We start from the raw sequence: 22,312 nt of genomic DNA on the forward strand, positions 1-22,312 counted from the left end.
TGAAATTACTGGTTTGGCGTACATCGTGTCCCGCGCTCGATCTCACCCTCCCCCTTGCGGGGAGGGCAGGGTGGGGGTTCTCTCCTCCAACGCTAAAGCCAGGATCAGGTAAACCCCTTCGCCATTCCGCATCACCTCGGCATTGGTGAACCGCAAGACCCGGTAGCCGCGCCTCATTAGATAGGCATCCCTCTCCCGGTCCTTTGCCAAACCTTCATCGGTGTAGTGCGTGTCTCCATCCACCTCCACAACCAGCTTGGCACCGTGGCAGGCAAAATCCACGATATACGGCCCTAGGCTCACCTGCTTGCGAAAATGATGCGCCTGCCGCCGCAGCGGTTCGATCAACCGCCAGAACCTGATCTCCGCCGACGTCGGGTTTTTCCGCAATTTCTGCGCCAGCGTCGCCATCCCACCCCCCACCCTGGCCCTCCCCGCAAGGGGGAGGGTGAACTTCGTGCTCGCACGAGGATGTTGCCCCGCGCTCGATCTCACCCTCCCCCTTGCGGGGAGGGCAGGGTGGGGGTTCTCTCCACCCCCCAAGCCTCAGTTCACCCCACCGGAAGTGCCCGCTCCACCAGCCGAACCCAATAGCTCGTCCCCTCCGGGATCACCGCATCATTAAAGTCATATTCCCCCGTATGGAGCTCCGCGCTTTCCCCATTCCCGAGGAAAATATAAGCCCCGGGCTTTGCCTCGAGCATGAACGAAAAGTCCTCGCCCCCCATGGAGGGCGGCGTATCCTCGTCCACCCGCTCGGCGCCCACCACGTCGCGCGCCACTTCGGCCGCAAACCGTGTCTGCGCCGGCGCATTCACTGTCACCGGATAGCCCCTGGCATAGCGCACGCTGGCACTCGCCCCAAAACTCTGGGCAAATTGTGGAACGAACTGGTTGAGCCGTTCCTCGATCTGGTCTTGTACGCCCAGATCAAGCGTTCGCACTGTGCCCGTGATCTTGGCCGTCTTGCTGATCACATTGTCCGCTTCACCCGCTTCCACCATGGTTACAGACAAAACAGCGCTTTGCAGCGGATCGACATTGCGCGACACGATGGACTGCAAACCCGTGATCATGTTGGCCGCAACAATGATCGGATCGATCGTCGTATGCGGCCGCGCCGCGTGCCCGCCTTGTCCCGATATATCAATATAAAACCGGTCCGTGGCCGCCATGATCCCGCCCGGGCGAATGCCGAAATGCCCTGCGGGCATGCCGGGCCAATTGTGCATGCCGTAAAATTCGTCAATGGCGAACCGCTCCACCAGCCCATCCTCGAGCATGGCCTTGCCGCCCGCGCCACCCTCTTCCGCCGGTTGGAAAATCAAGGCGACCCGCCCATCGAAATTGCGCGTTTCGGCCAGATATTTCGCCGCGCCCAGGAGCATGGCCGTATGCCCGTCATGCCCGCAGGCATGCATCTTCCCCGCGATGGTAGACGCATAAGGCTTGCCTGTCCGCTCCGTCATGGGCAGCGCATCCATGTCGGCGCGCAGGCCAATCGTGCGCCCGCTAGTGTTCGCGCGCCCTTCGATGATCCCCACCACCCCGGTCCGCCCGATCCCAGTCACCACCTCGTCGCAGCCAAACGCCCGAAGCTTGTCCGCCACAATGCCTGCCGTGCGCGTCACCTCGTAAAGGATTTCCGGATGCGCATGAAAATCCTGCCGCCAGGCAGCGATCTCATCGGTGAACTCAGCGATACGGTTGATAACAGGCATAAAGATTCCAGGGAAAAAATCGCGTCAGGTCAGTGTCGCTGCCCCAATGGGCACAGTCAACCACCCCGCTAGCGGCCACCCGCCCGCGATCGTCTCTCACCCACCAATCGTCACCCTCGGGCCTGACCCGAGGGCTCTGCACTTACCAAGCCCAGTGCAACGTCGTGCCCCCTTTCTCCCCCCTAGTTCCCCCCTATTGTCATTGCCCGGCTTGTCCGGGCAATCCAGACCGCACCATCCCCTAGCAATGGATCCCCCGGACAAGCCGGCTGATGACGAAGCCGCAATCCCCACCCCCAGGCACCCTTTTCCAACATTCCCCTCCAGCCTAGCCCATTATTCCCCACCCACGCCTTGCCCCTCCAATCCATATTTGCCATGACACCGCCAACTCGCGGGAGCCGCACATGAAAATTCTTGTCGCCATCAAGCGCGTCGTCGATCACAACGTCCGCATACGCGTTCGCCCCGATGGCACAGGCGTTGAAACGCAAGGCGTGCGCATGTCCATGAACCCGTTCTGCAAGCACGCCGTGGAAGCCGCGGTGCAGCTGGGCGACGCGGGGCACGCCGACGAGATCGTCGTTGTTTCGGTCGGTCCCAAAGCCGCCAATGACGTGATCCTCACCGCCCTCGCCATGGGTGCCCATCGCGGCATTCTGGTCGAAACCGACGCCGAGCTCGAAACCCTTGCTGTTGCCAAGCTCCTCGCCAAGATCGTGGCCGAAGAAAACCCGGACATCGTCCTGCTCGGCAAGCAGGCCGTGGACGATGACAGCAACCATGTGGGCCAGATGCTCGCAGCGCTCACCGGCCGCCCTCAGGCGACCTTCGCCTCCGAGATCAAGGTGGTGGGGCAGGGGCTCGAAGTCACCCGCGAAATTGACACTGGCCGCGAAACGATCGCCATTCCGCTCCCGGCTATTGTCACCGCCGATTTGCGCCTCAACACGCCGCGCAACGCTGCCCTCCCCATGGTCATGAAAGCGCGCTCCAAGCCATTGGCTGTACGCCCCGCCGCCGAGTTCAGCGTCGATCTCGCCCCGCGCCTCCAGGTCGAAAAGATCTCCCCGCCCGCTGAGCGCGTGGCAGGAAAGACCGTTGGCTCCGTTTCGGACCTCGCCGCTTTCATCGCCGGCGAAGTTTCACAGATGGAGGCGCTGTAATGAGCGTCCTCCTCGTCGCCGACCACGATCTGGGCCAGCTCTCGCCCGCCACGGCGCGCATCGTCCATGCCGCTGCCCAGCTCGGGCCCATTGACCTCCTCGTCATCGGGGAAAACGGGGACAAGATCGCCGAACAAGCTGCTAAACTTGCCGGCGTCCATAAAGTGCTGCTCGCGCAGGAACTTAGCTTCACCGATAGCGATCTGGCGTTACTCGAAACGTTGGCTCAACGTTATCAGTACGTTATCCAGAGCGCGGGAAGTGTGGGTCGCGATCGCATCCCCGCACTCGCCGCCCGCCTCGATCTGATGCCGGTCACCGATGTCATCGAAATCTTGGGTCCCAACCGTTTCGTCCGCCCCATCTATGCCGGCAATGCGCTCCAGACCATCACCGACCCGCAAGCCAAGCACATCCTCACCATCCGCGCCTCGGCCTTCCCAGCCGCCAAGTCAGACAATACGGCACCCATCGAAACCCTCGGCGATACAACGGCTTCTGTCGCCCGCCTCATTGCCACGCACCGGACCGAAGGCGATACGCCCGATCTCGCCACCGCCCAGATCGTGGTCGGCGGTGGCATTGCCCTGGGCTCGGCCGAAAACTTTCAACTGGTTGAGAAGCTTGCCAAAAAGCTGGGCGCCGCGATCGGCGCCACCCGCGCAGCAGTCGATGCGGGTTATGCCCCCAATGATTGGCAAGTCGGCCAGACCGGCAAGATCATTGCGCCCGACCTTTATATCGCCATCGGCATTTCCGGCGCCCTCCAGCACCTCGCCGGCATCCAGGGCGCCAAGCGGATCGTCGCCATCAACAACGATCCCGAAGCCCCCCTGGTCAAGCTCGCCGACGCCGCCCTGATCGGCGATCTCTTTGAGATCGTTCCGCAATTGATCGACGAACTCGACAAGGCCGGGGTATCTCGGTGACCTCTCCCCACCCACAGCGTCACCCCGGACTCGATCCGGGGCCCATCCTGAGATGGTCGGACGGAAGCTCTAGAGCATAGAAATCAGCCGCTTCCGATTGCAAAATCCACCATCCCGCCTATAACCACCTTCGCCTCCACCGGAACGACTCCAGACATGTTCGAGACCCTCTCCAAGGCCCCCGGCGACAAGATCCTTGCGCTCATGGGCGAATACGCGGCTGATCCGCGCCCGACCAAGATCGACCTGGGCGTCGGCGTCTACAAGGACGAGCAGGGTGTCACCGCCGTGATGTCGGCCGTCCGCAAGGCCGAACAGCGCATTCTCGAAAACGAAAAGACCAAGACTTACCTAGGGATAGCTGGAAACAAGGGCTATGGCGCCGCCGTGCTCGATCTGGCCCTGGCCGATAGTGTCGAGCGCTCCCGCGTCCGCATCGCCCAGGCTCCGGGCGGCACTGGTTCGCTCTGGGTCCTGATGCAGTTGATCAACCGCGCGCGGCCCGGCGCCAATGTCTGGGTCAGCGATCCAACTTGGCCCAATCACAATCCCATTGCCGAAAATTCCGGGCTTCAGGTCAAGACCTATCCCTATTTCGACCGCGAAACCCGCGGCGTTAAATTCCAGCAAATGCTTGCCGCACTTGATCAATTAAGCGCGCAAGACGTGGTTCTGCTTCATGGTTGCTGTCACAATCCGACCGGCGCCAATTTGTCGCCCGAGCAGTGGGACCAGGTCGCCGCAAGCCTTGCTCGCACCGGCGCGCTGCCTTTTATCGACCTGGCCTATCTCGGTTTTGGCGACGGCCTGCTCGAAGATGCCTATGGCACGCGAAAAATCTTGTCCTCGGTGCCCGAGGCTCTGGTAGCTTTCTCGGGTTCGAAGAATTTCGGGCTATATCGTGAACGAGTCGGTGCTGCCATTCTGGTCGCCAAGGACGCTGCGCAGGCCGATGTCGCGCAGTCCCAACTGCTCAACATCATCCGCGGCGCCTATTCGCAGCCGCCGGATCATGGCGCGGAGATCATCCGCACCATTCTGGAGGATGCCGAATTGCGCGCAGAATGGGAAACCGAGCTCAACTCCATGCGTGCGCGCATGATCCGCCTGCGCGAAAAACTCAGCGAAGCCATTCGCCAGCGCTCGAACTCGGAAGACTTCGATTTCATCGCCGATCACCGCGGCATGTTTTCGCTGCTGGGGCTCGAAAACAGCGTCGTCGAACGTTTAAAAACCGAGAATGGTATCTATATGATAGGTGACAGCCGCATCAACGTTGCCGGCATCCCGGAGGATCGCATCGGCGATCTGGCCGACGCTCTTCTCGGCGCCATCAAATAGATCATGCGCCTTGCCGCACGTCTTTGCCGTGCTACATCCATAGCCTAAGGGCCAGCTTTAAGTATTCAGGAGGGAACCATGAAGTTCTTTGTCGATACCGCCGAAATCAAGGACATCAGGGAGCTTCATGAAGCTGGTCTGGTGGACGGCGTCACCACCAACCCATCGCTGATCGCCAAGTCGGGCCGCGACTTCAAGGAAGTGGTCAAGGAAATCTGCGCGCTAGTCCCCGGGCCGGTGTCCGCCGAAGTCGCTTCGCTCGAATATGATGGCATGATCGCCGAAGGCGAAGTGCTTGCCAAGCTTGCAGAAAACGTCGTCGTCAAGCTGCCGCTGACCCTGGCTGGCCTCAAGGCTACCAAGACCTTTTACGAGCGCGGCATCAAGACCAATGTGACGCTCTGCTTCTCGGCCAACCAGGCCCTGCTCGCCGCCAAGGCCGGCGCGACCTATATCTCGCCCTTCCTTGGCCGCCTCGACGACATCAACCTCGATGGCGTCGAACTGATCGAGAACATCCGCCAGATCTACGACAACTACAGCTTCGACACCGAGATCCTGGCCGCCTCGATCCGCTCGCCCAACCATGTGACCCAGGTCGCTCTGGCCGGCGCCGACGTTGCCACGATCCCGCCAGCCGTGATCCGCAAGCTTGCCGATCACCCGCTGACCAATGCCGGCATCGAAGGCTTCCTCAAGGATTGGGCCGGCACCGGCCAGTCGATCCTTTAAGGTTCGCCTTCGGGCGAAAACAAACCTCTACACACCGTCACCACCCGACTTGTTCGGGTGGTCCAGGGGACGCGCCGCCATCCTTGGATTACTGGGACAAGCCCGGTAATGACGGCGGATCCAAAGGTCCCTGGCTCTGGAGGCCCGCACCACCACCATGGCCGATACCGAACTCGCTGCCGCCATCAAATCCGCACTCGCTGCCGTTGAAATTCCCGGCGGCGCCGATCTGGCGAGCTATTCCGGCCTATCGGAAATCATCGTAACGCCCTCCGCCGTAGCCTTCGCGATCGCCGTAGCACCCGGCATGGAAGCCGCCTTCGGGCCCGTGCGCGAGCAGGCCCAACAGGTTGCCCAAAAGATCGCCGGCACCCGCAAGATCATGGTGTCGCTGACTGGCGGAAAGCCGCCTGCCGGCCCCACCTTCTCCCACGGCAAGCCCGTTCCCGCCGGCAAGACCAAGGTGCCCGGCATCAAGCACATCATTGCCGTAGGCTCTGGCAAAGGCGGCGTCGGCAAGTCCACCACCGCCGTGAACCTGGCTCTGGCGCTCCAGGCCGAGGGCCTGCGCGTGGGCATCCTGGACGCCGACCTTTACGGCCCCTCGCTCCCCAAGCTCCTGGGCATTGACGACCGTACCGCCATTCGCGACGACGGCATCTTCGCACCCCACGACGTGTTCGGGCTCAAGGCCATGTCCATCGGCTCCATGTTGGTCAAGGATCAGGCGGTTGTCTGGCGCGGCCCCATGGCCACGGCGGCCCTGCGCCAATTGCTGCGCGAAACCGCCTGGGGCGATCTGGACATCCTCGTCATCGACCTGCCGCCCGGCACCGGCGACATCCACATCTCTCTGTTCCAGCAGACCGAAATCGACGGCGTCGTCATCGTCTCCACCCCCCAAGATCTGGCCCTGATTGACGCCAAGAAGGCGATCGACATGCTGCGGCGCCTCCAGGTTCCGCTCCTGGGCCTCATCGAAAACATGAGCTATTTCATCGCTCCAGATACCGGCACGCGCTACGATATCTTTGGCTCGGGCGGCGCCGAAAAGGCTGCGACAACGCTCGGCATGCCTTTCCTCGGCGCCATTCCGCTCGTGATGGCCATTCGCGAAGGCTCCGACGCCGGCCAGCCTCCCGTGATTGCCCGGCCGACTGGCCCTGAAGCCCAGGCTTTCCGCACTATCGCCCAGCAAATCCTGTCAAACACACCCACGCTGCGGAACTGAGCAGCGACCAGAACATTATGGGAACAAGCAACGAGGTTCCCTATGTCCACAACCAATCCCAAAGTCGCCGACACGCCTAACACCAACACTGAAAAAGACCCGGACGATTGGACCACGGGCGACGAGCCGATGACCGGCGCGCAGGGCTCCTATCTCAAGACCCTGAGTGAACAGGCGCATGATGACACGGCGTTTGCCGAGGATCTGACCAAGGCCGAAGCCTCCAAGCGCATCGACGCGCTGCGGCAGAAACTAGGGCTTGAAGCCTAAATCTTGGCCGGCGAGGCGCCGATCTCGGGCAGTCTTGCTGCCACCAATTCCCGTGTCATCCGGTGCTTGGGATGAGCAAAAAGCTCCTGCGGGCTTCCCTGTTCCACGATCCGCCCCGCTTCCATCACCAGCACCCGATCAGCCATGGCCCGTACCATATCAAGGTCATGGCTGATCAGCAGATAGGTGAGGCCATACTCCGCCCGAAGCCGTGCCAAAAGCGCCAGCACCTCGCCCCGCACCGACACATCCAGTGCGGACACAGGTTCATCCAGCACCAGCAGCTTGGGTCGCGTCACCAGCGCCCGTGCAATGGCCAGCCGCTGCCGCTGCCCCCCGGAAAATTCATGCGGATAGCGCTCCAGCATGCCAGTATCCAGGCCCACCGCGCGGACAGCATTCCTCACCCGCTCGAGCCGCTCCGCAATCGTCAGCCCTGACGCCAGTCGTAACGGCTCCATCAGCGAGCGGCCAAGCGTCATGCGTGGATTGAAACTTCCAAACGGATCCTGGAACACCAGCGACACATCCCTCCGCAGGGCGTTGGGCAGGTCGCGACCGCGATAGCTCGTTCCCTCCAACTGCAGGCCGCCACTGCTCGCCGTATCAAGCCCCACAACGATCTTGGCCAATGTCGTCTTGCCACAGCCCGAAGGCCCCACCAGCGCCAGGCACTCCCCCGTCCCGATGGAAAAGCTCGCCTCGTCTACCGCCCGCAGCGGCTTACCCCGCCACGGCAGGAAGCCCCCTTGCCGGAACTCGCGGCTAACCCCCTCGACCTTCAACAATTCCGGACCGGGCACCCGCGCCCCGTCGGGAATATCGAACCGCGATGCAGCGACGAGCTTGCCCGTATACTCAGCCTCAGGCGCCCGGAACACCCGCTCGGTCGGGCCAAGTTCAACCAATCGTCCCTTCTGCATCACCATGACGCGCGTGCACAAGGCGGCGATGGCTTTGAGATCATGGCTGATGAAAAGAAGCGTCATGCCCCTCCGGGCACAAATTTCGGCAATCAGATCCAGGATCTTGCGCTGGGTCACCAAATCGAGCGCAGAAGTCGGCTCGTCGGCAATCAGGAGGTCCGGTTGCCCGGCAAGCGCCATGGCAATCATCACCCGCTGGCGCTGCCCGCCCGAAAGCTGATGGGCATAGCGCCGCCCATGCCGGGGTTCCAGCCCCACCTCTTGGAGCAGGCGGGACACATCCAAAGGCCCCTCGTCGCCACCATTGAGCGAAATGGCTTCCTCGATCTGCTCCCCAATTCGGACCAGCGGGTTGAGCGCGGTCATCGGTTCCTGGAAAACAAGCCCGATCCGCTTGCCCCGCAGCCGCGCCATCTGTCGTTCGTCGCTGGGAAGGGGCTCGCCGTCGAGCGCGATACTACCGAAAACCTCTGCACCCTCAGGCAGCAATCCCGTAATGGCGAGCGCCGTCAGCGTCTTGCCCGAACCGCTCTCGCCAACAATCCCGAAGCGCTCCCCGCGCCCTACGGCGAAGCTCAAATCGGAAACTGCCTCGCTCCCGCCAAAGCGCACCGAAAGTTCGCGGACCTCAAGCAGTGACATTGGTTTCACTCTGCCGCAGCCGCGGATCGATAGCATCGCGCAGGCCATCGCCGGCAATGTTGAGGGCGATAACGATCAGCACGATACACAGCCCCGGTACCAGCGTCAGCCAGGGGTGAAGGAGGAACAGGCTCTGCGCATCGCGCAACATCAGACCCAGGCTCGTGTCCGGCGGCTGCGTGCCCAGGCCCACATAGCTCAACCCCGCCTCGGACAGGATTCCCAGCGAAAGCTGTATCGTTCCCTGCACGATCAGAAGGCTCATGATGTTGGGTAAGAGGTGCTGGAAGGCAACGGCAGCATTCCCCAACCCGGCCAAACGTCCCGCTGCCACGAAGTCCAGCGTTGCAACACTCAGCGCTCCGCCCCGCGCCACCCGCGCAAATACGGGAATGTTGAAAATGCCGATAGCCACAACCGCATTGCTGGCTCCGGGCCCGACCAGCGTGGTGATCAGGATTGCAACGACGATTGCCGGAAATGCAAAAACAAAATCCGACAGGCGCAGCACCAGCCATTCAACCGGCCCGCCCCATGCCGCTGCCGCAAGGCCGAGCGGCACTCCGACCCCGGCGCCAATTGCAACAGCCAGCGCCGCCACCACAAAGCTCGTGAGCGTGCCCGACATCACGAGCGAAGCCATGTCCCGCCCCAGATGATCCGTTCCCAGCCAATGCTCTGGCGATGGACCAAGGAAGCGGCGGGGGATGACGATCTGCTCGATAGGGTAGGGTGTCCAAGCAAGCGATAGCAACCCGAGCGCGGCGAACAGCAAGGTCGCCGCAAGCCCGATGGCAAGGCTTGGGTGAGCCAGCACGCGCCTCACGAAGGGCTCCGTTCGCGCAAGCGCGGATCAACCAAGGCATAGGCAATATCGGTCAGAAGCATGGTTGCCGTCACCGCCAGAACCAGGATGATGGTCGCGCCCCGCACCAGCACAAGGTCGCGCTCGCCAATGGCAGTAAAGATCAGCCGCCCCAGGCCCGGCAGGTAGAAAACATTCTCGACAATGATCGTGCCCGTGATCAAAATCGCAAGCTGTAGCCCCAAAATGGTGAGCACCGGCAGCAAGGCATTGCGCACCCCATGACGCCAGATCGCCTCGCCCATGGTCAGCCCCTTGGCGCGTGCCGTGCGGATAAAGTCCTGCCCGCGCACATCCACCAACGCCGTGCGCATCACCCGCGCCAGGATCGACGCCTGCGGCAGCGCCAGGGCAATACTGGGCAGCACCAGGCCGCGCAGCGCCAATAAAGGATTCTCGCTCCAGGGCGTAAAGCCGCCCGGCGGCAGCCAGCGCAGGGCCACGGCAAAAAGAAGGGTCAGCAACATGCCGAACCAGAAACTGGGAACGGCCACACCCATCTGGGCTAAGACCATTATGGAGGTATCCACGCCCTTGCCGCGCCAGCGTGCCGCGATGATCCCCAGCGGCAAGCCCACCAGAACGGAAAGGATCATGGCCAAGCCCGCCAGCGGCAGCGTCACGGCTAGCCGCTCCCAGATCAAACCGGCGACAGGCGCCTGCTGGGTATAGCTGGTGCCAAAATCACCCTGCAGCATGCCCCAAACCCAGCCGACGAACCGCTCATGCGCCGGCGCATCGAGCCCCAATTGCGTGCGCAGCACGGCGAGCTTTTCCGGCGTGGCTGATATGCCGAGGATGAACTGCGCCGGATCGCCTGGCAGCAGGTCCAGCAGGAAAAAAATCGCGAGCGCCGCCAGAAGCAGCGTTGCAGCAAAGCCAAGCGTACGGCGAAGGGCAAAAACGATCAAACAGCGGGCAGGGGCAAGGCACCCCCCCTCCCATCCTTCCCGGCGAAGGGCAAGGTGCCGTTTAGAGCTGCTGCCCCTATCGGTATACAGTCACCGATCAGCACCTCCCCCCTTGTGGGGGAGGGTGGGAGGGGGGGGCGTGCGGCGCTCAAACTGCGCCTATTCCGTCCAGCGAATATCCCGCAGCACCAATCCTTCGATAGGCGAATTCTGCCACATGCCGGTGAGCTTGGCGTTCCAGACACCCGTCTGCGCCAGCTCGAAGAGGTAGCCGTTGACGGCGTCATTGGCGAGGATCGTCTGCGCCTCGACAGCCAGTTCCTTGCGCCGCGCTTCATCGGTGGTGCCATTGAGTTCGGTGATCAGCGCCTGGAATTGCGGGTTGTCGTAGCCGAAGTAATAGTCCGGGTTGGCGTAATTGCCAATGTCGAACGGCTCCACATGGCTGATGATGGTCAGGTCGAAATCATTGTTGGTGTAGACCTCGTCCAGCCATTGCGCGAATTCCATGTTGATCAGCTCAAGCTTGATGCCCACTTCGGCGAACTGGCTGGCGATGATCTGCCCACTTAGCCGCGCATAGGCAACCGGCGGCAGCTTCAGCGTCGCGCTGAACCCATCGGGGAAGCCGGCTTCCGCCAGCAGAGCCTTGGCCTTTTCCACATCATGGGGATAGGTGCCGGTCAAATCCACATAATAGGGATTGTGCGGCGCAAAGGGTGCCCCGATGGGCGTGCCATAGCCATAAGTTGCACCATCAATGATCGCCTGCCGGTCAAGCGCATGAGCCATGGCTTGCCGCACCTTGAGATTGTCGAAAGGCGGCTTGCGGTTGTTGGTCCCCAGGATCGTTTCGCCTTCGGTGGTCCCCACCAAAATCTGGTACTGCGGATTGCCTTCAAAAACACCAAGCGCTTCGGTTGCAAAATTGTTGGTGCCGTCCACATCGCCCGCAAGAAGGGCATTGGTCATGGTCGAGGTGTCGCTGATAAACACATAGGTCGCCTTGCTCAGATGCACCGGCTCGCCCCAATAGGGGCCATAAGCCTCGAGCACGACGCGGCTGCCCTTGTTCCACTGCACAAAGGCAAAGGGCCCGGTCCCGATGGGCTCATTGGCATTATTGTCGGCGCTTTCGGGCGCCACAATCACCGCATCGCCGCGCCCCAAATCAAACAGGAATCGCCCAACCACATGGTCCAGCGTCATCTCCACGGTGAGTGGATCGATCACTGTCATCGCCGTAATGGGCGTAAAGAATTCCTTGTGCGCATTGACGCTGTCTTCGGCTAGGATGCGTTCAAAGGTGAACTTGACGTCTTCCGCATCAAATGCGGTGCCATCATGGAAGGTCACGCCTTCTGCGAGCTTGAAGGTATAGGTCAGCTGGTCGGGAGAAATGGTCCATTCCCGCGCAAGGCCCGGTTGCACCTCCCCGTTCTGGTCGATCCGGGTCAGTCCCTCGAAAATGTTCTGGTACACGACAATGTCGATGGCCTCGGCCGCGCCAGCCGTAGGGTCAAGAATCGGTGGCTCCAGCGCCACGCCGATGCGCACTTCGCTCGGCTGCGCCAGTGCCGTTCCCGCCATTGCGCCTGCAAGCGCTAGAGCCAGGCCCAGCGACTTCATCAGATTGGTCATCGATTATCCCCCAGACTGCCCAATTGCGGCATCATATAGGGCAGGGCCACTAACATGGCAGCGGCCTTCCCTGTTATACTTTCCTACGATCCGCCAGCCCCGTAGCAAGAATGACCGGAAAATGACTTCGCCAAGGCGGGGCGTTGCACGCCCTTATTCTGCTACGCCCGATGACGTCTGGTCTTCCACCTGATCGGCCGGGATGATGAGGGTGAACAACAGGCCACGTTCGCCCGCCGGATCAACCGACAGCGAGAAGGTATTGACCGCCAGCAGCGAGCGGGTGAGCGCCAGTCCCACGCTGGAGCGTACTGGCGCCAGCGCCTTGCCATCGCGCCCCACGCCATCGCGGAACACGACGAAGCGTTCCGCCATGTCGACGGCATTGCTCGAGCTGTCCCGCACATGCACCGATATGCTGCCATCTTCCTCGAGCTTGGCCGAGATCACCACGGCGCCGCCCGTGGGGCTCTGGTCCACCGCACTAGCCAGAAGGTTCAGCACAGCCTGTTCCAGCGAGGCCTGGTCGGCCGTGATCCGGGGCAAGCTCTCCGAGATCGCGTTGCGCAGGATCACGCGGGCGCTATTGGCCTGGTGGCGGATGCGCAGAACGCAGCTCTCTAGCAGTGATGTCAGATTGATGCTGGCCCGCTGCGGCAAATACCGCCCGTCCCGCAGCCGGGCATAATTGTCCAGCTCATCGATCAGCGCTGCAATGTCCTGCCCGGCCGCAGCGATATCCTGCGCATAGCCTTCGAACGGCTTGTCCTGCTGCCCGCCAAAGGCCTGCGAGCGCAGCAATTCAGCAAAGCCGATAATGGTGTTGAGCGGCCGCCGCACGCCTCGGCTGATCCGCGCCAGAAGCGCCGGATCGGCTTCGGCTGGCGCGGCAATCCGGGCCGGCACGGCATCACGCCCGCGCACAAAGCCGAAATAATTGGTGACGACACCGGCCTGTCCCTGCGCAAACAGGACGATCTCGGCATTGCCCCCTTGCGCATGCAGGCTCAGATAAGGCCGCTCGCTTTCAGCGAACCGCGCTGGACGCTCCAGGAACTCCCGCAGGGCCGGCACTTCGCGCGGAGCGATCAATGTAGACAGCGCCTTGCCTTCCAGCGGCCCACCAGCATTCAGCAGATTGGCCGCCCGTGGCGTAACGGCGCTAAGAACACCAGTGCGCGTGGCTTCAAAGAACCCATCGCCGCGCAGATCCGCCGCCGTCTGCGCAAAGGCCCGAACGGCCGCTTCATGCCCGGTGCGCACCTCGGTAGCGCTGGCCGACAGCATCAGGGCAGGGCGCCCCTGCCAGGAAATGGATTGCAGCCGCGCCGTTACCGGCACCAGCGTTCCGTCGCGCTGCACCAGGTGATTGACTGGCCCAGCCTCTTGTCCTTCCGGCCCTGCTGCGGGAAAAACCGCCGCCAGGCCCGCTTCACGCAGCGCCTCCACCGAATGGTAGCCCACCATCTCGGTGATCGCCCGATTGGCAAACAGCACCTGCTGGTCGCGGAACACCAGGATGCCCAAGGGCAAGCGGTTCAGCACCAGCGTTTCGCCGCCCAGATTAATCAGCGCTCCACCACGCTGCGGCTCGCTTACGGCTCGCGGCGGTGGTGACAACTCGCCCACGCGATCGTTGAGAATGCGCGATAGCTCGTCGAAATTGTAGCGCGAGACGCGCTCAACTGCCTCGACGTCCTCGGCCGCCTCCGGCTCAGAGGCGTCGGGCTCCGGAGCCGCTTCAGTGTCAACCGCGCCATCGCCATCAAGCGCTGCCACATCCTCCAGGTCCGCTTCAGCCTCGGTGATGGCCGCATCGGTTGAGGTCAGGTCGGGCAGGGCAGTTGCGCCTTCAAAATTATCATCCGCATCGGTCAACGGAGTATAAAGCGCGCCATCCGATGCCAACTGATCCACCAGCCGGCTCAACCGGCTCGTGCCGGGCTGCGGCTCGCTCGTTTCGGTCGGCTGTGCCTGGGGCTCTTCATCGCCTTCATCCGCTGGCATATCAGCAGGCCCGCTCGGCTCGACAGCCTCTTCGGGTTGGGCAGAATCACCTTCTGCGTCACGCCAATTCTCGAGTTCGCGCTGGTAAGACTCATCCGCAGGAGTAACCGCCTCCGTCTCGTCTACGGACGATATCAGCTCATCGCCATGCTCTTGCGGCGCAGCCAATTGCTCCAAGGACGGCTCAACCAAAGGCGGCAGCTTGTGCGGCTCGGGCTCCTGAACCGGCTCAACCTGCGGCACTTCCGCAAACACGGGCTCTGAAGCGGGCAGTGATTCCTCAGCTCCAGCCGGCTCCTGCACCTCGACGGGCTTAGGCTCTGCCATCGCGCCCATTTGCCGCGCCGCGTCCATGATCTCCGGCGCAATCGGATCAACCGCAACAATCAGCAGTGCGAGATTACCATCTTCCCACACCAGCGGCGTTGTGGCGCAGGTGCTCGATGCCGGCTTGTCGCCCGCCAAGAACTGGATGCGGGCAAGGCTGGTACGCCCGGGCGAGCCCAGCCGGATATTGCGCGCCACCTGGCCTCTAATCGGAACCGCGAGGGCGGCGCGTCTAAGCCCGTTTTTCTTGAGTTTTGCCAGAAACAGATCCGCTGCCGGATTGCACCACAACAGCGTCTCGCCATCGGCGGACCACAGCCAAGCGGGACGCGAATCCGACCCGTGCTGCTGCACGCGGCGGGCGCTTGGCGATGTGATCCAGTCACCGTCCATCTAAAACTCAACTACTCCGTCACGCGGTCACCGCAAAAGCGTGCCATTTCGGCACAATTGCTGCGCCACCTTTAGGACTTCTTCAATACCGCTCCGGCTGCGCAGGGTCCAGCAAAGCCCGCATTTGCGGTGTGTTGATGTGCCTGCATGGTTAAATCGCCACCATGCAGCCTTTGCCAGGCAAGTCATTGAGGGAAATCCGCCTGCGGATTAGCCGCCATTTGTGTTTTAACAAGGACGAAATCGGTGCTTGTCATTGCCGATTTATCGCCCTATGTTCCGCCCGCTTTCGGAGCGCGCCGCAAGGGCCCTCCCAAACGCAGATGCCGCCTTAGCTCAGTTGGTTAGAGCGCTAGATTGTGGATCTAGAGGTCCCCCGTTCAATCCGGGGAGGCGGTACCACTTCCCACCAGATCATTGGGTAAGCCGCAGCGCCGAGATATTGCGGGCAATCTGCTGAAACGCCTCTTTGAGCTCGTCACCGTTCTCGGCAGCGTAATAATTGGCCGGCTCGGTGGCGCAGTAAGCCATGATGTTAGCGGCCGGGGTGCCATTGCCGATATCGAAACCTACCGTATAGACGGTTATTTTTGCTGTACGCATGGCGTCGCAATAAGCCTTGGCTTGAACATAGGGTGCGCCGTTGTGGGCAATGTTGGCGTGCCGCATGGCGGAACTGCCGATATTGGAATCACGCGACAGCACGCCATCGAAATGCACCGTGTTGAAGTCGCCGTCGGTCATGATGATGGCAACCTTCAAGGTTTCCTTGTCACCATAGGGAGCCGGCTGCGCATTTTCCCAAACATAACCGAACTTGGGCGACAGCATGTACCAGCTCCAAAGGATACCCAGGCTGCCCGCAGTGGTGCCGGTCGCTGGCAGCTCATCAATGGCTTTGACGAGGTCAGCTTTGCGGTCCGTCAGCGGAATGATGGCACTGCTTGGACAATCGCGATCCGGTGGATAGTTCCGGCCAACAAGCGTGGTGGTCGGCGGCTGGTCGTTGAGAGCGTTGGGCCCCGCGCGCTCGGTTACGCAGTTAGTAACCTCCGCGATGTTTTGCGTGCGCGCTTGCGTGGGGTAAACAAGAAAGCCGCAGCCCTCGCTGGCATTTTGCCAGGTACAATGCATCTTGCCCGTTCCCGCCACATAGCTGCCGCCACCGCCTGCCGACGCGCCGTTCAGGATCAGTGTGTTGGCGGTGACATCGCTGACCAGGAAAGCGTTTCCGTTCAGCCCCGTCATGCCCTGTACGTCCGAGAACGCGACATAGTCGTTGTTCTTGAAGCCATGCTGGTTAGATGTGACCTGCGGCGTGCAATTGGGTCTGAGGCATTTCACCACCGTGCCGCTGCCATAATAGCTCGCGTACCATACGGCAGACGTGCCACTTAGCGTGAAGGTATCAGTAGAGACATTCTGTACCTGAAAAGCGCTGTTGTTGACGTGGCCGAAATTGAAGCCGCTGACATTGGAGATAAAAACCCACTCGCCGTTCTTGAAGCCATGCCGCGATGAAGTGACCTTGACTGGGCTTGAATTGCTCAAAGCGCTGATCGGCTTGCTCGATCCGCTAGCCCAATTGATGTCGCTGATCGGTTTGCCTGCGCGAATAGGCCCACGCAGCGCGGTGGCATACTTGCCGCCATTCACTGCCTGGGAATAGGGAACCAGAGCGATTTTAGCGCTGATCTCACCGCGGTTGTTTTGCAGAATGACGTCCACCAAATCCTTGGCGGCGACCTTGAGATCTCTGATGCGTGAGCCGCCCATCGAGCCGGTAACGTCCAGGGACAGCGAAACCTCCAAATTCACCGAACCTTGTATCGCCTCGGCGCTGAAGGCCGATTTGAGTTCATTCACGCCAACAAGGCTCACGAACATGGTGGGCATGGTGAATTCGCCGCTAAAGAACAGCCTGCCGGTTTCAAGATCAATGCTGCTTCTGTCGACCTTGGCCGCAATGCGGGAATCGCCAATCCGGTCGATGACGATGGCCTCTGCCCTTTGCCGCAGCGATTCTTCCGTGACGCCGCGCTCATTGATTTCCGGCTGCAAGGCAAGCACCGCGGCATCAAGCGCGATTTGCGCACGACTGCGCGCCTGCTGGAGCGCCACATAGTCCACCACGGCGCCGCTGAGCGCCACCAGGACAATGGCCATAACCCCAAAGATTACGGCAAACGCGCCGCCTTCATCACGCCGGAAGCGTACCACCAGTTCGAAAAAGCGACGCATTGCAGTCCACCATAGTCGGCTGGCCCAGACTGGAGCCGCGCCGACCATGTCGGAAAAACCTTATCAAAAGACCACGACTTTGGTGTTGATTTGCACCCGCGCATAAAGGTCTATGACGTCGTCATTGGTCATGCGGATGCAGCCCGAGGACACGTTCTGCCCGATGCTCCAGGGCTCGGTCGTGCCATGAATGCGATAAAGCGTGGAACCGAGATACAGCGCCCGTGCGCCGAGCGGATTGTCGAGTCCGCCCTTCATATGGCGCGGCAGATCGGGCCGGCGGCGCAGCATTTCGGCCGGCGGCGTCCAGCTCGGCCACTCCGCCTTGCGCGTCACCCGATGGGTGCCACCCCATTCAAAGCCTGATTTGGCAACGCCGATCCCGTAGCGCAGCGCCCGTCCGTCGCCGAGCACGAAATAAAGGAAATGGGCCGTGGTATCGACCACAATGGTGCCGCTGCGCTCGCGCGTTTCGTAGCGCACGACCTGACGCAGGAACACGGGATCGACCTGCATATTGGCATACAGGGCAAGGCCATGCCTTGGCTTGTTGGGCGGCACGATGGTGATGCCCGGCGGTGGCCGGAAGCGCCAGCCGGGCTCAAGGCCCTGCGCCTGGGCCGGGATCATGCTCGTCGCCAGGAGAACAAGCGCCATGGCGCTCCGAACCACCATACCAAGTTTCATTCCGATCGCCTCGCTCTGTTAGCCGCCCAATTGGGCTAGTTCTGGCGCCCATGGTGCGCCGCAAAAAGGCAAGGAGCGGTGAAGCCGGTTGGTTAAGCCATTGCAGATGCTGATGGTTAGCGCAGCGCTAAGATTGCGTTGAATCTAGCTGCGGGGTAGATCGGAGGAGAGGGGACATTATCGCCATGACCATCACCGCTGCAGCACCTGACGCCTTGCCCCGCTGCCCCTGGGCCGGCGATGATCCGCTTTACCAGCACTATCATGACAATGAATGGGGTCGGCCAGTCACCTCGGACACAAGGCTCTTTGAAAAGATCTGCCTTGAAGGCTTTCAGTCTGGCCTTTCCTGGATCACCATTCTGCGCAAGCGGGAGCGCTTCCGCGAAGTGTTCCACCGCTTTGACATACCCAAGGTCGCCGCCATGACCGAAGTCGATATAGAAACGCTTCTGGGTGATCCCGGTATTATCCGGCATCGCGGCAAGATCGCCGCAACCATCAACAACGCCAAACGCGCCTTGGCTGTTCAGGAGGAGTTCGGCTCCCTTGCGGCCTATTTCTGGCCCTTCGAAACCGCTCCCGAGCACCGACCAAGCGATCTGAGCTGGGACAACCTGCGCAAGCTTGCACAAACTGAAGGCTCGGTGCGCCTCAGCAAGGACCTTCGCAAGCGCGGCTTTGCCTTTGTCGGCCCCACCACCTGCTACGCCTTTATGCAGGCCATGGGCCTGGTGAACGACCATGTGGAAAACTGCTTCTGCCGCGCAGATGCCGAGGCCGAGCGCAACGCGCTGGTCCGCCCCATAAGGTCCTGACCCCGGCCCGCCCTGTTGCGCGCCAGCCACAGCTCGCCCGATCTGCGACATCCCGCCACATCTACGCTTGCGGATCACGAAGTCGCGAGCTAAAAGAGCCACGTCCACAACGCCAACCCGAGGGAGGCACTCCATGACTGTAATGCTCGTGCTCCCCAACGGTTCTAAATCGCGACATTGCGTCTGGGGTTAACGCCCACGCTCGTCGCCCTTCGGCAGTTTTCCTGCCATGGACACTTCCACCACTACCAAACCGTGATGCGCTGAAACCGGGTCGCTCTGCGTCCTGATTCCTGCCCATCCACCATCATCAACAAGAGGCCGGCCCGCGCCCAAACGCGTCCCGGAAATCATCATGTTCAACAACACTGTTCCTCAAGGCAGCATTGTTCTGCGCCTCGAGTTCTCCATCGCCGATGCCGTGCACCAACGCGGCTTGCTATCCGTGCTTGCCGCAGCCATCGCCGCTTGGTGGAACCGTCCGCGTCTGCCTGCAACCCTGCCGGCATATTTGCGGGAAGATCTGGGCCTGCTCCCGTCTGCAAGCCCCGCCCACTGGCTCGACATCCCAAGCAATGTCACCATCCCGCCCCCCTTAAGGAGACCCGGGATGTAAAAGAGGAGGTGGCTGCGCTGCAGTGCACGCAGCCACCTCAATTCGTCCTCAAAGGAGCCGGTGCCTGCGCAAGATTCAGCAACACGCAAGGCGCCGTCACATGGGACGCCAGGTGGGGGTTTCAACCCCTGTTGTCTCCACCCCCTTGATCCGCTAGGAACGGCGCGACTTCGCCAAGGCAGCCAGATGACCGAAAAAACGCAAAAAACCAAGCTGATCGCGCCCCGCCTGCCACGCGGCTTTGAAGACCGCACGCCCGGCGAAATCGCGGCTGTCGGCGCCATGATCGAAAAGATTAAGGCGGTCTACGAGCGCTATGGCTTCGATCCCGTCGAAACCCCGCTCTTTGAATACACCGAGACGCTGGGCAAATTCCTGCCCGACACCGATCGGCCAAATGCCGGCGTCTTTTCCCTGCAGGACGACGACGAACAATGGATGAGCCTGCGCTATGACTTGACGGCGCCGCTCGCCCGCTATTTCGCCGAAAACTTCGAAACTCTGCCCAAGCCCTACCGCTCCTATCGGCAGGGCTATGTGTTCCGCAACGAAAAGCCCGGCCCCGGCCGCTTCCGCCAGTTCATGCAGTTTGACGCCGACACTGTTGGGGCAGGGGGGGGCGAAGCCGACGCTGAAATGTGCATGATGATGGCCGATGTGATGGACGCGCTAGGCCTTTCCGGCCAATACGTGGTACGCGTCAACAATCGCAAAGTGCTCGACGGTGTCCTTGCCACAGCCGGGGTCACCACCGACGAGCAGAAGCTCACGGTCCTCCGCGCCATCGACAAGCTCGATAAATTCGGAACCGAAGGCGTGAAACTTCTCCTCGGCGCCGGCCGGAAGGACGAAAGTGGCGACTTCACCAAGGGCGCTGGCCTTTCCCCCGAACAGATCGAGCCGATCCTTGCCTATGTCGATAGCGGCGTCCCGGCCGATGGCGTGGAACGCGGCAGCAACGCCCATGTCGTTTCGACCATCAACACGCTTGCCGGCCTCATCGGCGGGTCCGAAGCAGGCCTGCAGGGTGTGCAGGAACTGGCCTCCATCTTCGGCCTCGTCAGCGCCGCTGGCTTCGGCGGCCGCGTCATCCTCGATCCCTCCGTCGTGCGCGGCCTTGAATACTACACTGGCCCCGTCTTCGAAATTGAATTGACCTTCAAGGTTCAAAACGAAAAGGGCCAGGACGTTGTATTCGGGTCCGTCGGCGGCGGAGGCCGTTATGATGGCCTTGTGTCCCGCTTCCGCCGCGAGCCCGTCCCGGCTACCGGCTTTTCCATCGGCGTGTCGCGCCTGGCCAATGCTCTGAAGCTTACCGGCAATCTCGGCGCCTCCGAACCCGTCGGGCCTGTCGTTGTCCTCGTCATGGACAAGGACCAGATGGCCGGCTACCAGGCCATGGTTTCAGAACTCCGCAATGCCGGTATCCGCGCCGAAATGTTCCTGGGCAATACCAAGAACTTTGGCAAACAAGTTGCCTATGCCGACAAGCGCAATGCCCCCGCCGTTATCATCGAAGGCTCCCAGGAGCGCGAAACGGGAATCCTTCAGATCAAGGATCTGATCGCCGGCAAACAAGCCGCCTCTGCCATCACCGACAACGCCGAATGGAAAGCCGCTCGCCCCGGCCAGTTCGAAATCAAGCGCGAAGACCTCGTCAGCGCCATCCAAAAACTGCTGAGCGAGCAATGACCGGCGCCGCCCTCCGCCGCGCCAACCTCGAGGCCCTCGTGGAGGCCCAGGGCGCCACGCGCGCAACGCCGCCCTTGTTGCTGTCCGCCGATCCCTATTTCGACCTCGCCGGCGAGGAATTCGGACGCCGCCTCCTGCTCACCACGGATGCGACTGGCGCCGAGCACTGCCTGCGCCCCGATTTCACCCTGCCGATCGTTCAAGCCTATATTGCCGATGGCGTCGGCAAGCCCGCAGCCTTCTCCTATCTTGGGCCCATTTTCCGCCAGCGCGAAACCGGTGCCGCCGAGTTCGACCAGGCCGGCATCGAACTCCTCGCCCAGCCCGATGGCGATATCGCGCTTGATCAGGTGCTGACCTTCGCCCGCGCCGCCCTTTCCATTTTCCACGTTGTGCCCCATGTTCGCCTTGGCGGCGTCGGCCTCTTCGAAGCCTTGCTGGTCCAGGCCGATATGCCCGACGCTTGGCGCCCGCGCATCCGCAACCGCTTCGGCCACACCGAAGCGCTCGATCGCCTGCTGACCCGTCTGGAAGCTGCGCCCGACATGCCACGCGAACAGCAGCCCAGCCGCGATGCGCTGATCGAGGACATCACCGCCCAAATGGTCGCAGCCGGGCTCAGCCTCTCTGAAGGCCGCAGCCCCGCCGAGATCGCTGACCGCTACCTCGAACAGCAAGCCCTCGACGCCGCCCACGTTCCCGCCGCAACTCTCAAACTCCTGCGCGATTACCTCGCTATCTCCGGCCCCGTCTTGCAGGCGCTGACCCAGATCGAAGCCCTCGCCAGCCAGCACAAGCTGATGCTCGGCGCCCCCATCCGCGCCATTCGCCGCCATCTCAATGGCCTGGGTGAAGCCCGTGTCACCTTCGACGCCAGCTTCTCCCCGCGCCTTGATTATTACACCGGCATTGTCTTTGAGATGACCGGCGCAAATGGACAGATCCTGGCTTCCGGCGGCCAATATGACCGCCTCCTTGAACGCCTCGGCGCCACTGCCCCCATTGCCGCCTCCGGTTGCTCTGTCTGGGTCGACCGCCTCGAAGCGGAGGTTAAGCTATGACTGACGTGTCGCTGATGTCGCAGTCGACACCCTCCCCCTTGCGGGGAGGGATCAAGGGTGGGGGTAGGCTGGCCCTAATCCATGAGGCGTCAACA

Annotated in this window: 19 protein-coding genes and 1 tRNA gene; 11 read left to right on the plus strand and 9 right to left on the minus strand. The window is 61.8% G+C overall.

Features of this window, described 5'->3' with window-relative positions; all coding sequences use genetic code 11:
- Positions 1 to 42: 42 nt before the first annotated feature.
- A complete protein-coding gene (locus DDE77_RS00840) occupies positions 43 to 411 on the minus strand; it encodes an endonuclease domain-containing protein (RefSeq protein WP_108395534.1) in 369 nt (122 codons plus the stop codon).
- Positions 412 to 551: 140 nt separating this feature from the next.
- A complete protein-coding gene (locus DDE77_RS00845) occupies positions 552 to 1,721 on the minus strand; it encodes a M20 aminoacylase family protein (protein ID WP_108395535.1) in 1,170 nt (389 codons plus the stop codon).
- A 407-nt stretch (positions 1,722 to 2,128) separates the two neighbouring features.
- Here DDE77_RS00845 and DDE77_RS00850 point away from each other — a divergent pair, with 407 nt between their 5' ends.
- The 6 genes from DDE77_RS00850 (at position 2,129) to DDE77_RS00875 (ending at position 7,390) form a co-directional block, all read left to right on the plus strand.
- Positions 2,129 to 2,887: an electron transfer flavoprotein subunit beta/FixA family protein gene (locus tag DDE77_RS00850; RefSeq protein ID WP_108395536.1), complete on the plus strand. Its 759-nt coding sequence runs from the start codon at positions 2,129 to 2,131 to the stop codon at positions 2,885 to 2,887.
- Entirely contained in the window at positions 2,887 to 3,816 is a 930-nt protein-coding gene (locus DDE77_RS00855; protein ID WP_108395537.1) for an electron transfer flavoprotein subunit alpha/FixB family protein, read from the plus strand. The genes DDE77_RS00850 and DDE77_RS00855 overlap by 1 nt, the downstream gene beginning before the upstream one ends.
- A gap of 156 nt (positions 3,817 to 3,972) precedes the next feature.
- Positions 3,973 to 5,157, plus strand: a complete 1,185-nt coding sequence (locus DDE77_RS00860; protein WP_108395538.1) for an amino acid aminotransferase — start codon at positions 3,973 to 3,975, stop codon at positions 5,155 to 5,157.
- A gap of 78 nt (positions 5,158 to 5,235) precedes the next feature.
- Positions 5,236 to 5,889: a fructose-6-phosphate aldolase gene (gene fsa / locus DDE77_RS00865; RefSeq protein WP_108395539.1), complete on the plus strand. Its 654-nt coding sequence runs from the start codon at positions 5,236 to 5,238 to the stop codon at positions 5,887 to 5,889.
- A gap of 157 nt (positions 5,890 to 6,046) precedes the next feature.
- The gene (locus DDE77_RS00870; RefSeq protein WP_108395540.1) at positions 6,047 to 7,120 is read left to right on the plus strand and encodes an Mrp/NBP35 family ATP-binding protein; all 1,074 of its coding nucleotides are present in this window, start codon (positions 6,047 to 6,049) and stop codon (positions 7,118 to 7,120) included.
- A gap of 42 nt (positions 7,121 to 7,162) precedes the next feature.
- Complete coding sequence (locus tag DDE77_RS00875; protein ID WP_108395541.1) at positions 7,163 to 7,390, plus strand: DUF3072 domain-containing protein; 228 nt, start codon at positions 7,163 to 7,165, stop codon at positions 7,388 to 7,390.
- Here DDE77_RS00875 and DDE77_RS00880 read toward each other — a convergent pair.
- The 5 genes from DDE77_RS00880 to DDE77_RS00900 form a co-directional block, all read right to left on the minus strand.
- Positions 7,387 to 8,958, minus strand: a complete 1,572-nt coding sequence (locus DDE77_RS00880) for a dipeptide ABC transporter ATP-binding protein (RefSeq protein WP_210204316.1) — start codon at positions 8,956 to 8,958, stop codon at positions 7,387 to 7,389. The genes DDE77_RS00875 and DDE77_RS00880 overlap by 4 nt on opposite strands.
- Positions 8,945 to 9,784 carry an ABC transporter permease gene (locus DDE77_RS00885; RefSeq protein ID WP_108395543.1) on the minus strand — a complete coding sequence of 280 codons (840 nt, stop codon included), beginning with the start codon at positions 9,782 to 9,784 and terminating at the stop codon, positions 8,945 to 8,947. The genes DDE77_RS00880 and DDE77_RS00885 overlap by 14 nt, the downstream gene beginning before the upstream one ends.
- Positions 9,781 to 10,734 carry an ABC transporter permease gene (locus DDE77_RS00890; protein ID WP_108395544.1) on the minus strand — a complete coding sequence of 318 codons (954 nt, stop codon included), beginning with the start codon at positions 10,732 to 10,734 and terminating at the stop codon, positions 9,781 to 9,783. Before DDE77_RS00890 ends, DDE77_RS00885 begins: the two co-directional genes overlap by 4 nt.
- 159 nt (positions 10,735 to 10,893) lie before the next feature.
- Complete coding sequence (locus tag DDE77_RS00895; protein WP_108395545.1) at positions 10,894 to 12,375, minus strand: ABC transporter substrate-binding protein; 1,482 nt, start codon at positions 12,373 to 12,375, stop codon at positions 10,894 to 10,896.
- Positions 12,376 to 12,528: 153 nt separating this feature from the next.
- A complete protein-coding gene (locus DDE77_RS00900) occupies positions 12,529 to 15,102 on the minus strand; it encodes a histidine kinase dimerization/phospho-acceptor domain-containing protein (RefSeq protein ID WP_108395546.1) in 2,574 nt (857 codons plus the stop codon).
- Positions 15,103 to 15,427: 325 nt separating this feature from the next.
- Here DDE77_RS00900 and DDE77_RS00905 point away from each other — a divergent pair.
- Positions 15,428 to 15,504: transfer RNA gene (locus DDE77_RS00905), tRNA-His, on the plus strand.
- Between the two features lie 12 nt (positions 15,505 to 15,516).
- On the opposite strand, the gene DDE77_RS00910 is transcribed toward DDE77_RS00905, so the two are convergent.
- Positions 15,517 to 17,343 (minus strand): TadE/TadG family type IV pilus assembly protein, encoded by a 1,827-nt coding sequence (locus DDE77_RS00910; protein ID WP_170116454.1) that lies wholly within the window; start codon positions 17,341 to 17,343, stop codon positions 15,517 to 15,519.
- A 63-nt stretch (positions 17,344 to 17,406) separates the two neighbouring features.
- Positions 17,407 to 18,030, minus strand: a complete 624-nt coding sequence (locus DDE77_RS00915; protein WP_108395548.1) for a L,D-transpeptidase — start codon at positions 18,028 to 18,030, stop codon at positions 17,407 to 17,409.
- A 185-nt stretch (positions 18,031 to 18,215) separates the two neighbouring features.
- Here DDE77_RS00915 and DDE77_RS00920 point away from each other — a divergent pair, with 185 nt between their 5' ends.
- The 4 genes from DDE77_RS00920 (at position 18,216) to DDE77_RS00935 (ending at position 22,217) form a co-directional block, all read left to right on the plus strand.
- Positions 18,216 to 18,848 (plus strand): DNA-3-methyladenine glycosylase I, encoded by a 633-nt coding sequence (locus DDE77_RS00920; RefSeq protein WP_108395549.1) that lies wholly within the window; start codon positions 18,216 to 18,218, stop codon positions 18,846 to 18,848.
- 355 nt (positions 18,849 to 19,203) lie between these two features.
- The gene (locus tag DDE77_RS00925) at positions 19,204 to 19,464 is read left to right on the plus strand and encodes a hypothetical protein (protein ID WP_108395550.1); all 261 of its coding nucleotides are present in this window, start codon (positions 19,204 to 19,206) and stop codon (positions 19,462 to 19,464) included.
- 186 nt (positions 19,465 to 19,650) lie between these two features.
- The gene (gene hisS / locus DDE77_RS00930; protein WP_108395551.1) at positions 19,651 to 21,156 is read left to right on the plus strand and encodes a histidine--tRNA ligase; all 1,506 of its coding nucleotides are present in this window, start codon (positions 19,651 to 19,653) and stop codon (positions 21,154 to 21,156) included.
- The gene (locus DDE77_RS00935; protein WP_157959590.1) at positions 21,153 to 22,217 is read left to right on the plus strand and encodes an ATP phosphoribosyltransferase regulatory subunit; all 1,065 of its coding nucleotides are present in this window, start codon (positions 21,153 to 21,155) and stop codon (positions 22,215 to 22,217) included. Before hisS ends, DDE77_RS00935 begins: the two co-directional genes overlap by 4 nt.
- Positions 22,218 to 22,312 lie beyond the last annotated feature (95 nt).

Source organism: Devosia submarina (assembly GCF_003056345.1).
Classification (GTDB): Bacteria; Pseudomonadota; Alphaproteobacteria; order Rhizobiales; family Devosiaceae; genus Devosia; species Devosia submarina.

What these genes read in the sequence shown, in the direction of transcription:
- DDE77_RS00840 (WP_108395534.1), bottom strand. Translation starts at nt 411, where the DNA reads ATGGCGACGCTGGCGCAGAAATTGCGGAAAAACCCGACGTCGGCGGAG.
- DDE77_RS00845 (WP_108395535.1), bottom strand. Translation starts at nt 1,721, where the DNA reads ATGCCTGTTATCAACCGTATCGCTGAGTTCACCGATGAGATCGCTGCC.
- DDE77_RS00850 (WP_108395536.1), top strand. Translation starts at nt 2,129, where the DNA reads ATGAAAATTCTTGTCGCCATCAAGCGCGTCGTCGATCACAACGTCCGC.
- DDE77_RS00855 (WP_108395537.1), top strand. Translation starts at nt 2,887, where the DNA reads ATGAGCGTCCTCCTCGTCGCCGACCACGATCTGGGCCAGCTCTCGCCC.
- DDE77_RS00860 (WP_108395538.1), top strand. Translation starts at nt 3,973, where the DNA reads ATGTTCGAGACCCTCTCCAAGGCCCCCGGCGACAAGATCCTTGCGCTC.
- fsa (WP_108395539.1), top strand. Translation starts at nt 5,236, where the DNA reads ATGAAGTTCTTTGTCGATACCGCCGAAATCAAGGACATCAGGGAGCTT.
- DDE77_RS00870 (WP_108395540.1), top strand. Translation starts at nt 6,047, where the DNA reads ATGGCCGATACCGAACTCGCTGCCGCCATCAAATCCGCACTCGCTGCC.
- DDE77_RS00875 (WP_108395541.1), top strand. Translation starts at nt 7,163, where the DNA reads ATGTCCACAACCAATCCCAAAGTCGCCGACACGCCTAACACCAACACT.
- DDE77_RS00880 (WP_210204316.1), bottom strand. Translation starts at nt 8,958, where the DNA reads ATGTCACTGCTTGAGGTCCGCGAACTTTCGGTGCGCTTTGGCGGGAGC.
- DDE77_RS00895 (WP_108395545.1), bottom strand. Translation starts at nt 12,375, where the DNA reads ATGACCAATCTGATGAAGTCGCTGGGCCTGGCTCTAGCGCTTGCAGGC.
- DDE77_RS00900 (WP_108395546.1), bottom strand. Translation starts at nt 15,102, where the DNA reads ATGGACGGTGACTGGATCACATCGCCAAGCGCCCGCCGCGTGCAGCAG.
- DDE77_RS00910 (WP_170116454.1), bottom strand. Translation starts at nt 17,343, where the DNA reads ATGCGTCGCTTTTTCGAACTGGTGGTACGCTTCCGGCGTGATGAAGGC.
- DDE77_RS00915 (WP_108395548.1), bottom strand. Translation starts at nt 18,030, where the DNA reads ATGAAACTTGGTATGGTGGTTCGGAGCGCCATGGCGCTTGTTCTCCTG.
- DDE77_RS00920 (WP_108395549.1), top strand. Translation starts at nt 18,216, where the DNA reads ATGACCATCACCGCTGCAGCACCTGACGCCTTGCCCCGCTGCCCCTGG.
- DDE77_RS00925 (WP_108395550.1), top strand. Translation starts at nt 19,204, where the DNA reads ATGTTCAACAACACTGTTCCTCAAGGCAGCATTGTTCTGCGCCTCGAG.
- hisS (WP_108395551.1), top strand. Translation starts at nt 19,651, where the DNA reads ATGACCGAAAAAACGCAAAAAACCAAGCTGATCGCGCCCCGCCTGCCA.
- DDE77_RS00935 (WP_157959590.1), top strand. Translation starts at nt 21,153, where the DNA reads ATGACCGGCGCCGCCCTCCGCCGCGCCAACCTCGAGGCCCTCGTGGAG.